Origin of the sequence: Streptomyces sp. NBC_01465, from assembly GCF_036227325.1 — a bacterium.
Classification (GTDB): domain Bacteria; phylum Actinomycetota; class Actinomycetes; order Streptomycetales; family Streptomycetaceae; genus Streptomyces.
This window is the reverse complement of sequence record NZ_CP109467.1, coordinates 6868198-6884236: the sequence shown is the minus strand read 5'-3', so window position 1 is coordinate 6884236 and position 16039 is coordinate 6868198. Positions and strand designations below refer to the sequence as shown.

At 70.6% G+C, this 16039-nt stretch carries 13 protein-coding genes; 11 read left to right on the top strand and 2 right to left on the bottom strand.

The features are described 5' to 3' along the window. Nucleotides 1-94 precede the first annotated feature (94 nt). From OG707_RS32305 to OG707_RS32285, 5 genes are all read left to right on the top strand, one after another. On the top strand, nt 95-1513 hold the full coding sequence (locus OG707_RS32305; protein WP_329124633.1) for an MFS transporter: 1419 nt from the start codon (nt 95-97) through the stop codon (nt 1511-1513). A 74-nt stretch (nt 1514-1587) separates the two neighbouring features. Continuing rightward, on the top strand, nt 1588-2184 hold the full coding sequence (locus tag OG707_RS32300) for a chemotaxis protein CheB (RefSeq protein WP_329124631.1): 597 nt from the start codon (nt 1588-1590) through the stop codon (nt 2182-2184). Next, complete coding sequence (locus OG707_RS32295) at nt 2184-4049, top strand: CheR family methyltransferase (RefSeq protein WP_329124629.1); 1866 nt, start codon at nt 2184-2186, stop codon at nt 4047-4049. Before OG707_RS32300 ends, OG707_RS32295 begins: the two co-directional genes overlap by 1 nt. Nucleotides 4050-4074: 25 nt before the next feature. Further along, nucleotides 4075-4935: a GAF and ANTAR domain-containing protein gene (locus OG707_RS32290; protein ID WP_329124627.1), complete on the top strand. Its 861-nt coding sequence runs from the start codon at nt 4075-4077 to the stop codon at nt 4933-4935. Between the two features lie 36 nt (nt 4936-4971). Further along, complete coding sequence (locus tag OG707_RS32285; RefSeq protein WP_329124626.1) at nt 4972-5706, top strand: GAF and ANTAR domain-containing protein; 735 nt, start codon at nt 4972-4974, stop codon at nt 5704-5706. On the opposite strand, the gene OG707_RS32280 is transcribed toward OG707_RS32285, so the two are convergent. Then, a complete protein-coding gene (locus tag OG707_RS32280) occupies nt 5703-8003 on the bottom strand; it encodes an ATP-binding protein (RefSeq protein WP_329124624.1) in 2301 nt (766 codons plus the stop codon). The two genes, OG707_RS32285 and OG707_RS32280, sit on opposite strands and share 4 nt — an antisense overlap. Before the next feature lie 78 nt (nt 8004-8081). After that, nucleotides 8082-8600, bottom strand: a complete 519-nt coding sequence (gene lepB, locus OG707_RS32275; protein ID WP_443071425.1) for a signal peptidase I — start codon at nt 8598-8600, stop codon at nt 8082-8084. A gap of 304 nt (nt 8601-8904) precedes the next feature. Here lepB and OG707_RS32270 point away from each other — a divergent pair, with 304 nt between their 5' ends. The 6 genes from OG707_RS32270 to OG707_RS32245 are packed head-to-tail and all read left to right on the top strand — an operon-like array spanning nt 8905 to nt 16032. Further along, entirely contained in the window at nt 8905-9378 is a 474-nt protein-coding gene (locus tag OG707_RS32270) for an NADH-quinone oxidoreductase subunit B family protein (RefSeq protein WP_329124620.1), read from the top strand. Beyond that, nucleotides 9375-11306 carry a proton-conducting transporter transmembrane domain-containing protein gene (locus tag OG707_RS32265; RefSeq protein WP_329124618.1) on the top strand — a complete coding sequence of 644 codons (1932 nt, stop codon included), beginning with the start codon at nt 9375-9377 and terminating at the stop codon, nt 11304-11306. Before OG707_RS32270 ends, OG707_RS32265 begins: the two co-directional genes overlap by 4 nt. Further along, nucleotides 11303-12256: a respiratory chain complex I subunit 1 family protein gene (locus OG707_RS32260; RefSeq protein ID WP_329124616.1), complete on the top strand. Its 954-nt coding sequence runs from the start codon at nt 11303-11305 to the stop codon at nt 12254-12256. Before OG707_RS32265 ends, OG707_RS32260 begins: the two co-directional genes overlap by 4 nt. After that, nucleotides 12253-12924: a hypothetical protein gene (locus OG707_RS32255; protein ID WP_329124615.1), complete on the top strand. Its 672-nt coding sequence runs from the start codon at nt 12253-12255 to the stop codon at nt 12922-12924. Before OG707_RS32260 ends, OG707_RS32255 begins: the two co-directional genes overlap by 4 nt. After that, on the top strand, nt 12924-14549 hold the full coding sequence (locus OG707_RS32250) for a proton-conducting transporter transmembrane domain-containing protein (RefSeq protein ID WP_329124613.1): 1626 nt from the start codon (nt 12924-12926) through the stop codon (nt 14547-14549). Before OG707_RS32255 ends, OG707_RS32250 begins: the two co-directional genes overlap by 1 nt. A 4-nt stretch (nt 14550-14553) precedes the next feature. Next, entirely contained in the window at nt 14554-16032 is a 1479-nt protein-coding gene (locus OG707_RS32245) for a hydrogenase large subunit (RefSeq protein WP_329124611.1), read from the top strand. Nucleotides 16033-16039 lie beyond the last annotated feature (7 nt).

Sequence of the window (16039 nt, the reverse complement as noted above, 5' to 3'; positions counted from 1 at the left end):
CCGCCAGGAGCCGACCAAGGCCTCTGATCTCACCCTTATGTCCGGATCCACTCTGGAGGAGCAAGGATCTCCTCCTCATCACCAGGACGAAGCCATGAGCCCAGCCGTACAGGAAGCGACCGCCGCGCCCGCGCAGTCGTACGACCTCGACCAGTACAGGCCGGGCCGAACCATCAGCGACTGGGAGCCGGAGAACGAGCTCTTCTGGCAGTCCACCGGCCGCAAGGTCGCCCTCCGCAACCTCTGGATCGCGGTCCCCGCCCTCCTCGTCGCCTTCGTCGTCTGGCAGGTGTGGTCCGTCACCGCCACCAACCTGACGGACGTCGGCTTCACCTTCTCCACCTCGCAGCTCTTCTGGCTGACGGCGATCCCCGGCCTGACCGGCGGCACGGCCCGCATCTTCTACACCTTCCTCGGCCCGAAGATCGGCCAGCGCACCTTCACCGCGCTCTCCACCGTCGTCCTGATCGTCCCGCTGATCTGGCTGGGCTTCGCGATCCAGGACACCTCCACGTCGTACGGCGTGATGGCCATGATCGCCGCCCTCTGCGGCATCGGCGGCGCCAACTTCTCCTCCTCGCTCGCCAACATCGGCTTCTTCTTCCCCAAGCGCGAGAAGGGCAACGCGACCGGCATCAACGGCGGCCTCGGCAACCTCGGCGTCTCCGTCGTCCAGCTGCTCACCCCGATCGTCATCACCAGCTCGGTGATCGCCATCGGCTCGGGCCAGCACAACGCGAAGACCGGCAACACCGTCTTCCTCCAGAACGCCGCGTTCCTCTGGGTCCCGGTCCTGATCGTCCTTGCCGCCGTCGCCTGGTTCGGCCAGAACAACCTCAAGACGGCCTCCACGTCCTTCGCCCAGCAGAAGATCATCTTCAAGCGCAAGCACAACTGGCTGATGACCTGGCTGTACGTCGGAACCTTCGGCTCCTTCATCGGCTTCGCCGCGGCCCTGCCGATGCTGATCAAGACCACCTTCCCTGACTACCCGGTCGCCACGTACGCCTGGATGGGCCCGGCGCTGGGCGCGCTCGCCCGCTGGGCCGGTGGCTGGATCGCGGACAAGTTCGGCGGCGCCCGCGTCACGATCCTCTCCTTCGTCGGCATGGCGGCCTCGATCATCGGCGTCATCAACTTCCTTCCCACCGGCGGCGGTTCGGGCAACTTCTGGGGCTTCTTCCTCTGCTTCCTCTCCGCCTTCTTCTTCTCCGGCATCGGCAACGGCTCGACGTTCCGCCAGATCCCGGTCATCTTCCGCAACCAGCACCTCAAGGGCCTGACGGAAGGCACCCCGGAGTACACGAAGGCGCTGAAGCAGACGGAGATGGAATCCGGAGCGGTCACCGGCTTCACCGCGGCCATCGCCGCGTACGGGTTCTTCTTCATCCCCGCCTTGTTCGCCAACTTCGCGGTGACCAGCGCCATGTGGGGCTTCGTGGGCTTCTATGTGAGCTGCATGGTCGTCACCTGGTGGTTCTACGCCCGCCGCGGCGCCGAATCCCCCAGCTGACCGGGACTTCTGCCCTTCCTGCGCCCGCCCGGCTCAGAGCCGGGCGGGCGCAGCCCCTATAGGCTCGCTGTGTGATGTCTGAACAGCACACGCAGGAGCAGTACGCGATCGTCGCCGTGGCGTCCTCGGCCGGGGGCATCCGCGGGCTCCAGGCGTTGCTGGGCGGCCTCGACGACGACCTGCCGATGCCGGTTCTGGTCGTCCAGCACCTCGACCGGCACCACCGGACCTTCATCGCCGAGGTCCTCACCCGCCGATCCGCGCTCCCCGTCAAGCTGGCGGAGGACCGCGAGCCGGCCGAGGCGGGCACCGTCTACATCGCGCCCCCCGACCACCATCTGCTCATCACCTCCGACGGGCTCCTGTCCCTGACGCACAGCGCCCCCGTCCACTTCGTACGCCCCTCGGCGGACCTCCTCTTCGAGTCGGTGGCCGCCTCGTACGGGCCGCGCGCCATCGCCTGCGTCCTCACCGGTACGGGCGTCGACGGCGCGAAGGGCGTCGACACGGTGAAGTCGTACGGCGGGACCGTCATCGCCCAGGATCCGCTGACAGCGGAGTTCAAGGGGATGCCGGAGGCCGCCGTGGCCACCGGAGCCGTCGACTTCGTGCTACCTCTTGAGGAAATCGCGGCAACGATCCGCGGACTTGTAGAGACCAAGAGGCAGTAATGAACGAGCCGGCCGGTACCGGGACGGAGCAGGGCCTTGAGGAGCTGCTCGCCTTCATCAGGGATGCGCGGGGCTTCGACTTCACCGGGTACAAGCGCTCCACGCTGGGCCGGCGCATCCGCAAGCGGATGAACGACGCCGGAGCGCAGGGCTTCACGGACTACCGCGACCGGCTGGAGACCGACGCGGAGGAGTTCCGTGCGCTCTTCAACACGATCCTGATCAACGTCACTTCCGTCTTCCGCGACCCCGACGCCTGGGACCTGCTGCAGCGCGAGGCGGTGCCGCACGTGATCGCGGAGGTGGCGCCCGAGGACGAGATCCGGGTGTGGAGCGCGGGCTGCTCCAGCGGCGAGGAGGCGTTCTCGCTGGCCATCATGTTCGCGGAGGCGCTGGGGACCGAGGAGTTCCTGCGCCGGGTCAAGATCTACGCCACCGATGTGGACGAGGAGGCGCTGCGCGACGCCCGCTCGGGGCTGTACTCGGCGAAGTCCCTCGAACCGCTCCCGGCGGAGCTGCGCGAGAAGTACTTCGACCAGAGCGGCGCCAAGTTCCTCTTCCGCGGCGACCTGCGCCGCAAGGTGATCTTCGGCCGGCACGACATCACCCGCGACGCCCCCATCTCCCGGCTCGACCTGCTGGTCTGCCGCAACACCCTGATGTACTTCAACGTGGAGGCGCAGACGCACATCGTCGACCGCTTCCACTTCGCCCTGCGCGAGGGCGGGTTTCTCTTCCTCGGCAAGGCGGAGATGCTGCTGAACGACGGCGAGCGGTTCGAGCCGGTCAGCATCCGCCAGCGCGTCTTCAAGCGCCGGCCCGGTACGAACGGACTGCCGCACCCCGCGTCTCCGGTGAAGGTCCGAGCCGGTGCGGGCCCGCAGGCGAAAGCCGTCACCCGCTCCCGCCAGCTGCACGATCTGCTCCTCGACGCGGCGCCCAACGCCACGATCGCCATGGACGCGGAGGGCGTCGTGGTGATGATCAACAGCCAGGCGCGGGCCCGGTTCGGCCTCACCACGGGCGACGTGGGCCGCCCCTTCCAGGACCTGGAGATCTCCTACCGGCCCACCGAGCTGCGCTCACTGATCGACCAGGCGACGCACGGGCGCCGGACCCTGCGGGTCAACGGCGTGGAGCGCCATCTGGTCGACGAGGTGCAGTACTTCGACATCCTCATCCAGCCCATCTCCCACGGCCCTGGTCTGCCCGTCGCCACCAGCGTCACCTTCACCGACGTCACGATGGCGACTCAGCTCAAGGCGGAGGTCAAACGCGTGCGGGAAGACCTGGAGACCGCGTACGAGGAACTCCAGTCGACCAATGAGGAGTTGGAGACCACCAACGAGGAACTCCAGTCCAGCATCGAGGAGCTGGAGACGACCAACGAGGAACTCCAGTCGACCAACGAAGAACTGGAGACCACCAACGAGGAACTCCAGTCCGGTCATGAGGAACTGGAGACCATGAACGACGAGATGCGGCTGCGCACCGCCGATCTCGACGAAGCCAGGGCCTTCCTGGAGGGCGTGGTGAACAGCATCGCCGCCGGTGTGGTCGTGCTGTCCGCCGAGATGAGGGTCAAGAGCTGGAACCGGGGCACGGTCGAGCTGTGGGGGCTGCGTTCCGAGGAGGTTCTCGACGAGCAGTTCTTCGCGCTGGACTTCGGGCTTCCCACCGGGGGGCTGCGGGAGATGATCCAGCAGTGCATCGCCTCCGGGAAGCGGGAGGGCCCGGTCAGCGTCCCCGCCGTGAACCGCATCGGCCGGAGCATCGACTGTGCCGTGATCTGTTCGCCGTTCGACGGCCACAACGGGGGTGTCGTCCTGCTCATGGAGGACACTTCGAACAAAACCAACGCCTGACCCGCTCGGGGCATATGCTCTCAACATGGCCGTAGCGGGCGGTACTTCGGAACCCGGCGCCGGACAGGCGGGCGCCGCATGGCTGCACGTGGTGCGTGCGATGGAACGCGCGGCGCGGGAGAAGTCGCTGGCCGAGCGGCACGAGCGCCTGGCCGCGGAAACCGGCCGGGAGATCCACACCACCATGGCGCGGACGCACCGCGGCGTGGAGGAACGCCATCGCGCCGCGGCCCGCCTCCAGGAGGCCTACGCCCGCCGGCTGACCGACTGGCTCGCGCACCGCGGTGCGCGCCCGCTGTTCATGGCCGGGGTCGCCGAAGCCTGCGGCACGCGCAGCGCCGCACTCACCCTGGTGGGGCCCGACCTCCGCCAGCTCTCGATCGCGGCGTCGGACCAATTCTCGCGTACGGCACAGGACTTGGAGTACGTACTCGGGGTGGGACCCGCCACCGATGCGACGCGCGGACGCCGCCCGGTCTCCGCATCGGGGCCCGCCGTCGACGAGCTGTGGCCCGGTTACGGGGCGGGGCTCGCCGCGCTGGGCATGGGCTCCGTCGTCGCCGTACCGCTCTCCACGGCGGCGGGGTGCATCGGGGCACTCACCGTCTTCGACCCGCAGCCCGGTCTGGCCGAGTCGGGGGTCCTCACCGGGGTCGCGGACGCCCTGGCGGACGGGGTGCTGCTGGGGCCCGACGCCGAACCGGGGCTGTACGGCGGGACGGATCTGCGGGTGGTGGTCCACCAGGCGGCCGGCATGCTCTCCGAGCAACTCCACTGCCCCGTGGACGATGCGACGGCCATTATCAGGGCACACGCCTTTGCGACCGGGGAATCACCGGAAGCCGTCGCCGGGCAGATCGTGTCCGGCGACCTCAAGCTCAACTGACCTCAACCGCACTCAACCGCACTGAGGGGACGTTCCATGTCCACGCCGGACCAACGGCTGGCCAACACGTTTGTGGCGCTGGCCGGCAGCCTGGGCCCCACGCACGATCTCGCGCACTTCCTCGCCGTCCTCACGGAACGCAGCGTCGAACTGCTCGGTATCGACGCGGCGGGCGCGGTGTTCGCCGACGGGGTGCACGGGGCCGTGCAGGCCGGTGCCTCCGATCCACGGGTGGCCGAGCTGGAGTTGGCGGCCGCAGGCTGGAAGGAGGGGCCCGCGTACGACTGCGTGCGCACCGGCGTCCTTCCCGAGACCGCGCTGGACGGGCTGCCGGCGCAGCAGCGCTGGCCGCAGTACACGCCGAGGGCCCGCGCGCTGGGCTGCGCCCGGGTCGTGGCGCTCCCGTTGCGGCTGCTCGAGGAGACCGTCGGCGCGCTCGTACTGTTCCGCAACAGCCGCAATCCGCTGGACCCGGGCGCTCTGGCCCTCGGCCAGTCGCTGGCCGATGCCGCGACCATCGCGCTGCTGCGGGAGCGCGAGCTGACCGCGAGCAAGGTCCTCAGCGCCCAGCTGGAGCAGGCGCTGAGCAGCAGGATCGTCATCGAGCAGGCCAAAGGTGTCCTGGCGACCCGGCTGACGCTCTCCGTGGACCAGGCCTTCGACGTACTGCGGGGCTACGCGCGCTCGCACCGGACCAAGCTCGCCGAAGTGGCGCTGGATGTGGTGGAGGGGCGGCTGCGGCCCGGGGAGCCCGAGAAGTCCAAGGGCTAGGCAGCGTTCCCCTCGGCCAGCGCTGCGATCTGCGCGCGCGAGGAGAAGCCCAGCTTGGCCAGGATGTGTTCGACGTGGGCGTCGGCCGTGCGTTTGGAGATGACGAGCCGTTCGGCGATCTCCCGGTTGGTCATGCCCTGCGCGATCAGGGCGGCGACCTCGCGCTCGCGGCGGGTGAGGTTGTCGGCGGACGCGGTGTCCGAGGTCTGGGGCAGGGCCGTCGTCGGGCTGTCGGCGCCGGCGAGTGCGAGCTCCACCGCGCGGTCCAGGGGGAGTTCGGCTCCCTGGGCGAGGAGGCGGGCGTACTCCTGATCGCCGAGTTCGGTCCGTACGGCCGTCTCGATTCGGGTGTGGTCGTCCAGGTACATCGCGACGCCCACCATCGGGGATCCGACGTGGCGCCAGAGCGCCCCGGCCGCGCCCAGCATCCAGGCCGCGGTGCTCGGGCGGCCCAGCTCGGCGGCGCACCAGGCCATGAGTTCGAGGCTGTTGGCGGCGCCGAAGAGTTCGCGGACCTCGCGGCTCGTGGCGAGGCCCGTGCGGGCCAGCCTGATGCACTCGGCCGGCTCGCCGCGGCTCCAGGCGGCCATGGCCTCGAAGATGAGGATCTGGCCGGTGATCAGGCATTCGCCGGTGTCCTCGCCGAGGAGCCGCCGCGCCTTCGCGGCCTCGGTGAACGCGGAGTCCGACTCGCGCAGGAGCGCGTGCAGGTACGACTTCTGGTAGTGGTGGATGATCTGGCCGCGGCGGTCGCCGAGGCGGACGAGGAGGTCGAGGGAGTCGGCCAGCATCGTCCGGCCCGTACCGGTCTCGCCGAACAGCCAGCGCACACCCCCGATGTACCCGGTGGCCAGCGCGAAGTCGCTCTCCGCACCGGCCTTCACGGCCACGCGGCAGGTCTCCTCGAAGCCCGCGAGCGCCGGATCCAGATCGCCCTGGGTGAGGGCGATGAGGCTGCTCCACAACAGCCCCGCCGAGCGTTCCTCGCAGTCCTCGCGTTCGGCGTCGAGGCCCTTGGCGAGCCAGTAGCGGCCCTCCTTGGAGAGCCCGGCGGTGACCCAGAGCGGCCAGAGGCACGAGGCCATCACCAGGGCGGGCCTGATGCCGTCGGCCTGGGAGAGGGAGTAGTCGAGCGCGCTGCGGAGGTCGGCGACGTCACGGGTCAACTGCCAGTAGAGCGGCACCTGTTCGGCGGTGAGGATCATCTCCTGGAAGTACACGGCACGGGCCAGGAAGTGGTCCCGGTGCAGCCGCCGGCAGCGCTCCTGCTCGCCGTCGATCGCCACGCACTGGTCTGATCCGTACTCCCTGATGGTGTCCAGGAGCCGGTAGTGCGAGCCGTCCTCGCTGTCACGCAGGACGACGGATTTGTCGACGAGCCCGATGAGGTGCTCGATGATCTCGTCGCGCGGCAGGCCTTCCCCGGAGCAGACCTCCTCGACGGCCGTCAGGTCGAAGGAGCCCGCGAAGACGGAGAGCCTGGCCCACAGGAGGCGTTCCTCGGCGGAGCAGAGCTCGTGGCTCCAGTCGATGGCCGTACGGAGCGTCTGGTGGCGCGGGAGGGCCGCGCTGCGGCGGCCGCCGGTCAGCACGCGGAAGCGGTGCTCCAGGCGGGCGGTCAGCTGGTCGAGGGGGATCGCCCGCAGTCGTACGGTTGCGAGCTCGATGGCGAGCGGGATGCCGTCGAGGCGGCGGCAGAGCGCCAGGACGTCGGCGCGGTTGGCGGCGTCGACGGTGAAGCCGGGGACGACGGCGGCCGCGCGCTGGGCGAACAGGGCCTCGGCGTCGGCCTGTTGGAGCGGCTGGATGCCCAGGGTGTGCTCGCCGGGGACGTCGAGCGGCTGGCGGCTGGTGGCCAGGACGGTGACGCCGGGGGCCTCGCGCAGGAGGAGGTCGGCGAGGAGGGCGCAGGCGTCGAGGAGGTGTTCGCAGGTGTCGAGGACCAAGAGCAGGCGGCGCTCCTGGAGGTGTTCGATGACGGTGTCGAGCAGCGGCCTGCCGGACTGCTCGGGCAGGCCGAGGGCGTTCGCGATGGTGTGCGGGAGCAGCTCGGGGTCGTGCAGGGCGGAGAGTTCGACGAGGACGACCCCGTCGACGTATTCACCCTTGAGGGCGAGTGCGGTGCGCAGCGCGAGGCGGCTCTTGCCGACCCCGCCGGGGCCGACGAGGGTGACGAGCCGGTGCTGGACGACCAGTTCGCGCACCTGGGCGAGTTCGGCCGAGCGGCCCACGAAACCGGTCACCTCGGCGGGAAGGTCGCCGGTGCGCCTGCTGTAGCCCAGTGCCCCAAGTGCCATGTCGCTCCCCGCGGTCCGCCGCCGTACATGTCGCGGTTACCAGCGTACGGGCTGATGCGCCGCGAAAGTTGATGGTCGCTAAAGCCAACTCAGTTCGTCGAGCGGCCAGATGACCGCTTCGGCGGGACCCACCACGTCGGAGACCGGGACCGCACCCTTGTCCGTACCCGTCTGGTGGTAGCGGGAATCCGCGGAGTCGCCGCGGTGGTCGCCCTCGACCCAGACGTCGCCCTGGGGGACGGTGACCGGGCCGAAGTCGCCGTATCCGGAGCAGGAGTTGTCGCCGGGGTACAGATACGCGGACTCGTCGAGCGCGGTGCCGTTGACCTTCATGGTCGTACCCGTGCACTGGACGGTGTCGCCGCCGGTGGCGACGACGCGCTTGACGAGATAGTCGCCCTCGCCGGAAGGGAGCCAGCCGCCGGGATCCTTGAAGACCACCACATCGCCCTGCGAGGGTTCCCAGCCGAAGAGCGGGGTCAATTTGTTGACGGCAATGCGGTCGCCTATTCCCAGGGTGTTCTCCATGGAGCCCGAAGGAACGGTGAACACCTGGAAGAGGCAGGCCCTGACCGTGAGCGAAAGCACAATCGTCATGAGGACGAGGACCGGTATCTCGACGTACCACGGCCATCTTCTGCGCGTCTTGCGCGTCTTGCGCGTTTTCGCAGGTGACTTGCGCAGCATTTCCGGACCTCCCCTGTGGATGGTGTCGTTTTCTGTCTGCCGGAGAATAAGCGGGGAGCGCATAAAGGGGCTCTAAGCGCTTATCCCCTTCCGGCAATCGGCACAGCAATCGGCGCGGCGATCACGGACAGTGAGGTCAAAACACCGCCAAGTAATGTTGTGGACTCCGGCAAGCCGCGTAACTCCTCCGGCCGCCCGGACGGTTGTGCCGGACATGAATCTCCTGCGCAAGATCCGTTCCACGGGGCGGGTGGCCGAGCCCGCCCCGCCGCGCCCGCCCGCCGGCGATTTCCCCGACTTCGCCGGGTCGGTCCAGGTGCGCTGTGTGGACGCCGGGTCCTGCAACGGGTGCGAGATCGAGATCGCGGCCGCTTTCGGTCCTGTGTACGACGCCGAGCGGTACGGGGCCCGGCTCGTCGCCTCCCCGCGGCACGCGGACGTGGCCCTGGTGACCGGCCCCGTGACGCGGAACATGGCCGTACCCCTGCGCCGCACCGTCGAGGCGATGCCCGAGCCGCGTGCTGTCATCGCGATCGGGGACTGCGCGATCGGCTGCGGGGAGTTCTCCGGGGGGTACGGCGTCGAGGGCGCGGTCGCCGATGTGGTGGACGTGGATCTCGCCGTGCCGGGGTGTCCGCCCCGGCCCGAGGAGATCGTGGCGGCGCTGCGTTCCGTGACCGGCCGGTGAGCCGCCTCGGATCCGCACTCTGCTCGACCGTCACGGCGGCCGTCGGCGCGGCGGGGCTGGTCGGCGGGGCCACGGCGCTGGGCGGGGGCGTGTGGTCGGCGGACGTCCCCTGGCTGCTGCCGCTGGGCGGGGTGCGGCTGGCGCTGGACCCGCTGGGCGGTCTCTTCATGGCCGTCTCGGGGGCGGTCGTCCTTGCGGTCGCCGTGTACGGCATCGGGTGGGCGGGGACATCCGCCGCCCTGCCCGGCTTCGCGGTCGCTCTGGTGCTGGTGCCCGCCGCCGCCTCCGTGTCGTCGTTCCTGCTGCTGTGGGAGCTGATGGCGCTGACCTCGCTGCTCCTGGTCATCACCGAGCACCGTGAGCGGCCGCGCGCGGTTCGGGAGGCCGGGGTCTGGTACGCGGTCATGACACAGCTGGGGTTTGTGCTGCTGCTCGCGGGGCTCGCGCTCTTCGCCTCGCGTGCGGGCGGCGAGAGTTTCGCGGCGCTGCGGGCCGGGGCGGGTGCGATGCCGGGGGCGGTGCGGGGCGTTGTGTTCGTGCTGGTCGCGGCCGCCTGCATGTCGAAGTCGGGGCTTGTGCCGCTGCACGGCTGGCTGCCGCGCGCGTACGGGGAGGCGCCGGGGCCCGTGTCGGCGCTGATGAGCGCGGCCATGGTGAACATGGGCGTCTACGGGCTGGTGCGCGTCGGCTTCGACCTCCTGGGCGGTGGGCCTGTGTGGTGGTGGCTGCTGGTCGTCGCGGCTGCCGGGGTGTCTGCTGTGTACGGGATTCTGCAGGCTGCCATGGCCTCGGATCTGAAGAGGCTGCTTGCGTACTCGTCGACCGAGAACATGGGGCTCGTGCTGCTGGGGGTCGGTGCGGCCGGGCTCTTCGCGGCCGCCGGGGACCGGCAGCTGGCGGGGCTCGCGCTGGCCGCTGCGCTGCTTCATGTGGTCAACCACGCTGCCTTCAAGGGGCTGTTGTTCTGCGCTGCGGGGGCTGTGGTGCGGGCTTCGGGCGGGGTGCGGGATCTGGACGCGCTGGGTGGGCTGCGGGCCCGGATGCCCGTGACCGCGGGGCTGTTCGCGCTGGCCGCGTTGGGGGCCGTCGCACTGCCGCCCGGCAACGGGTTCGTGAGTGAGTGGCTGCTGCTTCAGGCGCTGATCCATGGGTTCGCGGTGCCGGGCATCGCAGCCGCCATCGTGCTGCCGCTCGCCGTTGCCGTGATCGCGCTGTCGGCCGGGCTGGCGGCCGCCGTGTTCGTCAAGGCGCTGGGGGTCGGCTTCTTCGCCAGGGCTCGTGGGGCGGGGGCGGTGGCCGCCGTGGAGGCGCCGCCTTTTGCGCTCGCCGGGATGGGGCTCTTCGGGGCCGCTTGTGTGGGGCTCGCGCTGGCGCCTGGGGTGTTGGGGGGCGGGCTGGACCGGGCGGTGGGTGTGGCGGGGACGGCGGCCGGGGGTCCGCTGGACGGGGGCGGCGTGGACGTGCGGCTGGAGGCGATCGGGGCCCACCTCTCGCCGGTGGTCGTCGCGTTCGCCGTCGCGGCCGCGCTGGTGGTGACCGCGGGGGCCGTACGGGTGCTGGCGCGGCGTCGGCGTCGTACGAGAGCCAGAGTCTGGGACTGCGGCGGGGGCGCGCCCACACCGTCCATGGCGTACACGGCGACCTCGTTCGCCGAACCGCTGCAGCGGGTCTTCGACCAGGTGCTCGCCCCGGAACAGGACGTGGAGGAGACGGCGGTGTCGGAGTCCGCGTATCTGGTGGAGCGCATCCGCTTCCGGCGGCGGGTGCCGGACCGCATTGAACACCGGCTGTACCGGCCGGTGTTGGAGACATTGGAGCGTACGGGGCGGGCTGCCCGGCGGCTGGCCACCGGCAGTGTCCATCTGTATCTGGGCTACGGCTTCTTCGGGCTGGTCTCGCTGCTGGTGGTCCTGGCGGTGGGCTGGTGAACGCGACGGGGATCGTGGTGGTGGCCGCCCAGGTGGCCGTGGTCGTCGGGGGCGCACCGCTGCTCACCGGGCTGATGCGACAAGTGCGGGCCCGGCTGGAGGGCAGGGCCGGGCCCGGTGTCGTACAACCCTGGCGCGATCTGCGGAAGTTGCTCCGCAAGGAGCCGGTCACCGCGGTCGGCACGGGCCCCGCCTTCCGGGTGGCCCCGCTGCTGCTGGTCGCGACCACGGCCGTCGTCGCCGCGCTGGTGCCGCTCGCCTCGGCCGCGACGCCGGTCAGCGGGAGCGCCGATCTGATCCTGGTGGTGGCGCTTCTCGTGCTGGGCACGGTCGCGCTCGCGCTGGCGGGGCTCGACTCCGGTACGGCGTTCGGCGGGATGGGGGCCTCGCGCGAGATGACGATCGCGGCTCTGGTCGAGCCGACCATCCTGCTGTCGGTGTTCGCCCTGTCGATGCCCGCCGGGTCGACCAACCTCGCCACGATCGTGGCCGGCGAGGTCACCGACCCCGACCGGCTCGCCTCCCCTGCGGGGCTGCTCGCGATCGCGGCGCTGGCGGTGGCCGTGCTCGCCGAGACGGGGCGTCTGCCGGTCGACAACCCGTCAACTCATCTGGAACTGACGATGGTTCACGAGGCGATGGTCCTGGAGTACGCAGGCCCCGACCTCGGGCTGGTGGAACTCGGCGCGCAGATGCGGCTGACGGTGCTGCTGGGACTCCTGGTGACGCTGTTCGCGCCCTGGGGCGTCGCCACGACCGCCTCGGCGGCCGCGGCGGGGGTGGGGCTCCTCCTCCTGGTGGTGAAGGTCGCCGCACTCGGTGCGGCGCTCGCGGCCGCCGAGGTCTTCTGGGCCAAGGTCCGGCTCTTCCGGGTCCCCGAGCTCCTCGCCGGATCCTTCCTGCTCGCGCTGCTCGCGGTCAGCGCCTCCTACTTCCTGAGCGGAGCGTGACCGCCAACATGATCGACGAATCCCTCTATACCCGGCTGCTCGACCTGGCCTGCGGGGCGTTCCTGCTGGCCGCGGTCATGGTCCTCTGGCGGCGCCAACTGACGTCGATCGTACGGACCTTCGCCCTCCAGGGTGTCGCGCTCGCCGCGCTGGCCGCCCTGCTCGGCGTGCACGAACAGCGCTGGGACCTGCTCTCGGTCGCGGTCGGCATCGGAGCGCTGCGGGCGGGCGTCCTCCCGTATCTGATGCGGCGCGCACTGGCCGGCACGGAGGACGACGAGACCCGCCCGGTGGTCAATGTCGCGGCCTCCCTGCTGACGGCGGCGGCGCTGACGCTGCTCGCGTACGCGGTCGCCCGGCCGCTCGTAGCCCTGGACCCGACCCCGGCGACGCGCGCGCTTCCGGTCGGCCTGGCCGTGGTCCTGATCGGCTTCTTCGTCCTGGCGACGCGGCGGCACGCCCCAGCCCAGGTGATCGGCTTCCTGCTGCTCGACAACGGGATCACGGCGACGGCGTTCCTGGCCGCGTCGGGAGTGCCGTTGATCGTCGAACTGGGCGTCTCCTTCGACCTGTTGCTCGCCGTGCTGGTCCTGCACATCCTCACGACCCGGATGCGTGTCGCGTTCGGCACCACCGACATCGACGACCTGCGGGAGCTGCACGACTGATGGTCCCTGTCCCCCTTTTGCTGGCGGCACCGGTCGGTGTGCCTGTGCTGGTCTCCGGCACGTACGCACTGGCGGCCCTCCGCACCCGCACACCGGCGCCCGCCGAGATCCCCACGGCCCGCCGGGCCCCGGTGGCCGAACCGGCCGTGGTGGGCGGGTCGTTGCCGACCCGGCCGCCACTGGAACACCTCGCCCCGGCCGCTCCCCCTGCCGTGCTGCCGGTCCGCGCCAAGGGCTGGGCCGGGCTGCTCTCCCCCGCCGCGATCCTGCTCTGCGGGGCGGTGCTGGCGGGCTCGGTTCCGTACGACGGTCCGGTGCAAATCCTCGACGGTGTGCTGCGCGCCGACGCCCTGACCGTGTGGATGCTGCTCGTGGTGGGCGCGGTGGCGGCGCTCGCGGTCGCGGCAGGTCCCTCGTACCTCGCGGGCGAACGGCTCGCGGGCCGTGCGGTCGACCGCACCGCGCACCGCTATCACCTCCTCGTGCACGCCTTCCTCGCCGCGATGTGTCTGGCCGTACTGGCAGGAAATCTAGGGGTGTTGTGGGTGGCGATCGAGGCGACGACGGTCGTCACGGCCTTCCTGGTGGGCCTGCGCCGCACCCGCACCTCCATCGAGGCAGCATGGAAGTACGTGGTGATCTGCTCGGCCGGGATCGCCCTCGCCTTCCTCGGCACGGTTCTCCTCTACTACGCGGCCCGCCAGGCAGGGATCTCCGAGACCCAGGCCCTGGACTGGCCGGTCCTGGTGGCGCACGCGGATGCCCTCGACCCGGCGGTGACCCGCCTCGGGATCGCCCTCGTCGTCCTCGGCTACGGGGCGAAGGCGGGCCTCGTACCGCTGCACGCCTGGCTCCCGGACGCCCACAGCCAGGCGCCGGCGCCGGTCTCCGCGCTGATGTCGGGGGTGCTGCTCGCCGTGTCGTTCGTGGCGGTGCTGCGCTACAAGGTGATCGCGGACGGGGTGTTCGGCGCGGGTTTCGTACGGGGCCTGCTGATCGCCGTAGCCCTGCTCACGCTGGCGTTGGCGGCGGGGGTGCTGCTGGCCCAGCGCGACTACAAACGCATGCTGGCGTACTCCTCCATGGAGCACATGAGCCTGATCGCGCTGGGCGCGGCGATCGGCTCTCCACTCGCGGTGGCGGCGGTGCTGCTGCACATCGCGGGGCACGGTCTGGCGAAGACGGTGGCGTTCTGCGCGTCGGGCCAGGTGCTGCAGTTGCGGGGGACGTCGCGGATCGGGCGGGTGCGGGGCCTGCTGGCGACGGCGCCGGGTCCGGGTGCGGCGCTGGGACTGGCGGTGCTGGCACTGCTGGGCCTGCCCCCGTTCGCGCTGTTCGCCTCCGAACTGGCCCTGATCCGGGCAGGTTTCGGGTCGCCGTACGGCTGGGCGGTGGCGGTCGCGCTGCTGTTCGCCCTGACCGCGTTCGCGGCGATGGGTTTCCGTACGGCGCGGATGCTGCTGGGCCCGGCACCGGGGGATGCGCCGCCTCCGTTGCGGCTGGGCGTGGCGGCGGGGGTGCCGTTGGCCGCCGGCCTGCTGCTGTGCGCGGCGCTGGGTCTGTCCGTACAACCGCTGCAGGCGCTCCTGACGGCGGCCGCGCATGTCATCACCGGAGGTCACTGACATCATGACGCGTACGATCACGGACCTGACTCCGTCGGAACTCCCGTCCCATGCGGCCAAGTTGCTGGATGCGGGCCACCGCCTGGCCCTGGTGGCGGCGCATCACGACAGTCCGGGTGTGCGGGTGGTGTACCTCTTCACGGCGGGCCCGCCGGACACGCGCACGGAACTCCACGTCCACCTGGACCCGGACGCACCCGTCATCCCCTCCATCGCCCATCTCTCCTTCCCCGCGGGCCGGTTCGAGCGCGAGATGCGCGACCTGCACGGCATCGCCCCGCTCGACCACCCGCTCCCCCACCGCCTGGTACGCCACTTCCACTGGCCGCGCGGCTGGTACCCGATGCACCCCGACGCGGGGTCCGCACCGCCCTTCGGCGAACAGGAGGGCCCGTACCCCTTCCTGGCGGTGGAGGGCGACGGGGTCTACGAGATCCCGGTGGGCCCGGTGCACGCGGGCCTGATCGAGCCGGGCCACTTCCGCTTCTCGGTGGTGGGCGAGACGATCATCAAGCTCAAGGCGCGCCTGTGGTTCGTCCACAAGGGAATCGAGAAGCTCTTCGAGGGCCGCTCCCTGGCCCGCGGCCTTCCCCTCTCCGAACGGATCAGCGGAGACACGGCGGTGGGCCACGCCCTGGCGTACTGCCTGGCGGTGGAGGAGGCGGCAGGGATCCCCGTAACGGAAGAATCGGCGCGCGCCAGATCCCTCCTCCTGGAACTGGAACGCCTGCACAACCACGTGGCCGACCTCGGCATGCTCTGCAACGACGTGGGCCACTCGATCCTCAACTCCCAGGCACAGCGCATCAGAGAGACACTCCTGCGCCTCAACGAAACGACGACGGGCCACCGCCTGCTACGGGGCGGAGTGCACCCGGGAGGCGCAACGCTCCACACCATCCCCAACCCGGTGACCCTGGCGGCGATCGGAAAGGACATCCGCGAGATCACGACCCTCGCCCTGAACCACGCAACGGTCCGCGACCGCTTCACGGGAACGGCGACGCTGAGCGCCGAGGCGGCGAGGGACCTGGGCTGCCTCGGCTACGTGGCGAGGGCGAGCGGTATGGCGGCGGACGCCAGGATCGCGCACCCCTTCACGGACGCGGGCTGCCCGTCATCGGTACCCGTACAGACGACGGGAGACGTCCTGGCACGCTTCCTGATCCGTACGCAGGAGATCGACACGTCCCTGGCCCTGATCGCCACCCTGTCGGCGGACCTGCACCCGATGACAACACCACAACTCCCGGGCCAGCACCGCAGGGGCTCGGGCGTGGGAATCGTCGAGGGCTGGCGAGGCACGATCACCACACGGGTGGAACTGACCCCGGACGACAACCACCTTTCACGGGTGAAGGTGGTGGACCCGTCCTTCTTCAACTGGCCGGCACTACCAGTGGCGTTGGCGGACACGATCGTCCCGGACTTCCCCCTCACCAACAAGAGCTTCAACTTGTCGTACGCGGGCAACGACCTCTGAGGACCGG

Coding starts and splice junctions, on each gene's coding strand:
- OG707_RS32295 (WP_329124629.1), top strand. CDS start 2,184: ATGAACGAGCCGGCCGGTACCGGGACGGAGCAGGGCCTTGAGGAGCTG.
- OG707_RS32245 (WP_329124611.1), top strand. CDS start 14,554: ATGACGCGTACGATCACGGACCTGACTCCGTCGGAACTCCCGTCCCAT.
- OG707_RS32285 (WP_329124626.1), top strand. CDS start 4,972: ATGTCCACGCCGGACCAACGGCTGGCCAACACGTTTGTGGCGCTGGCC.
- OG707_RS32250 (WP_329124613.1), top strand. CDS start 12,924: ATGGTCCCTGTCCCCCTTTTGCTGGCGGCACCGGTCGGTGTGCCTGTG.
- lepB (WP_443071425.1), bottom strand. CDS start 8,600: ATGACGATTGTGCTTTCGCTCACGGTCAGGGCCTGCCTCTTCCAGGTG.
- OG707_RS32305 (WP_329124633.1), top strand. CDS start 95: ATGAGCCCAGCCGTACAGGAAGCGACCGCCGCGCCCGCGCAGTCGTAC.
- OG707_RS32300 (WP_329124631.1), top strand. CDS start 1,588: ATGTCTGAACAGCACACGCAGGAGCAGTACGCGATCGTCGCCGTGGCG.
- OG707_RS32280 (WP_329124624.1), bottom strand. CDS start 8,003: ATGGCACTTGGGGCACTGGGCTACAGCAGGCGCACCGGCGACCTTCCC.
- OG707_RS32270 (WP_329124620.1), top strand. CDS start 8,905: ATGAATCTCCTGCGCAAGATCCGTTCCACGGGGCGGGTGGCCGAGCCC.
- OG707_RS32290 (WP_329124627.1), top strand. CDS start 4,075: ATGGCCGTAGCGGGCGGTACTTCGGAACCCGGCGCCGGACAGGCGGGC.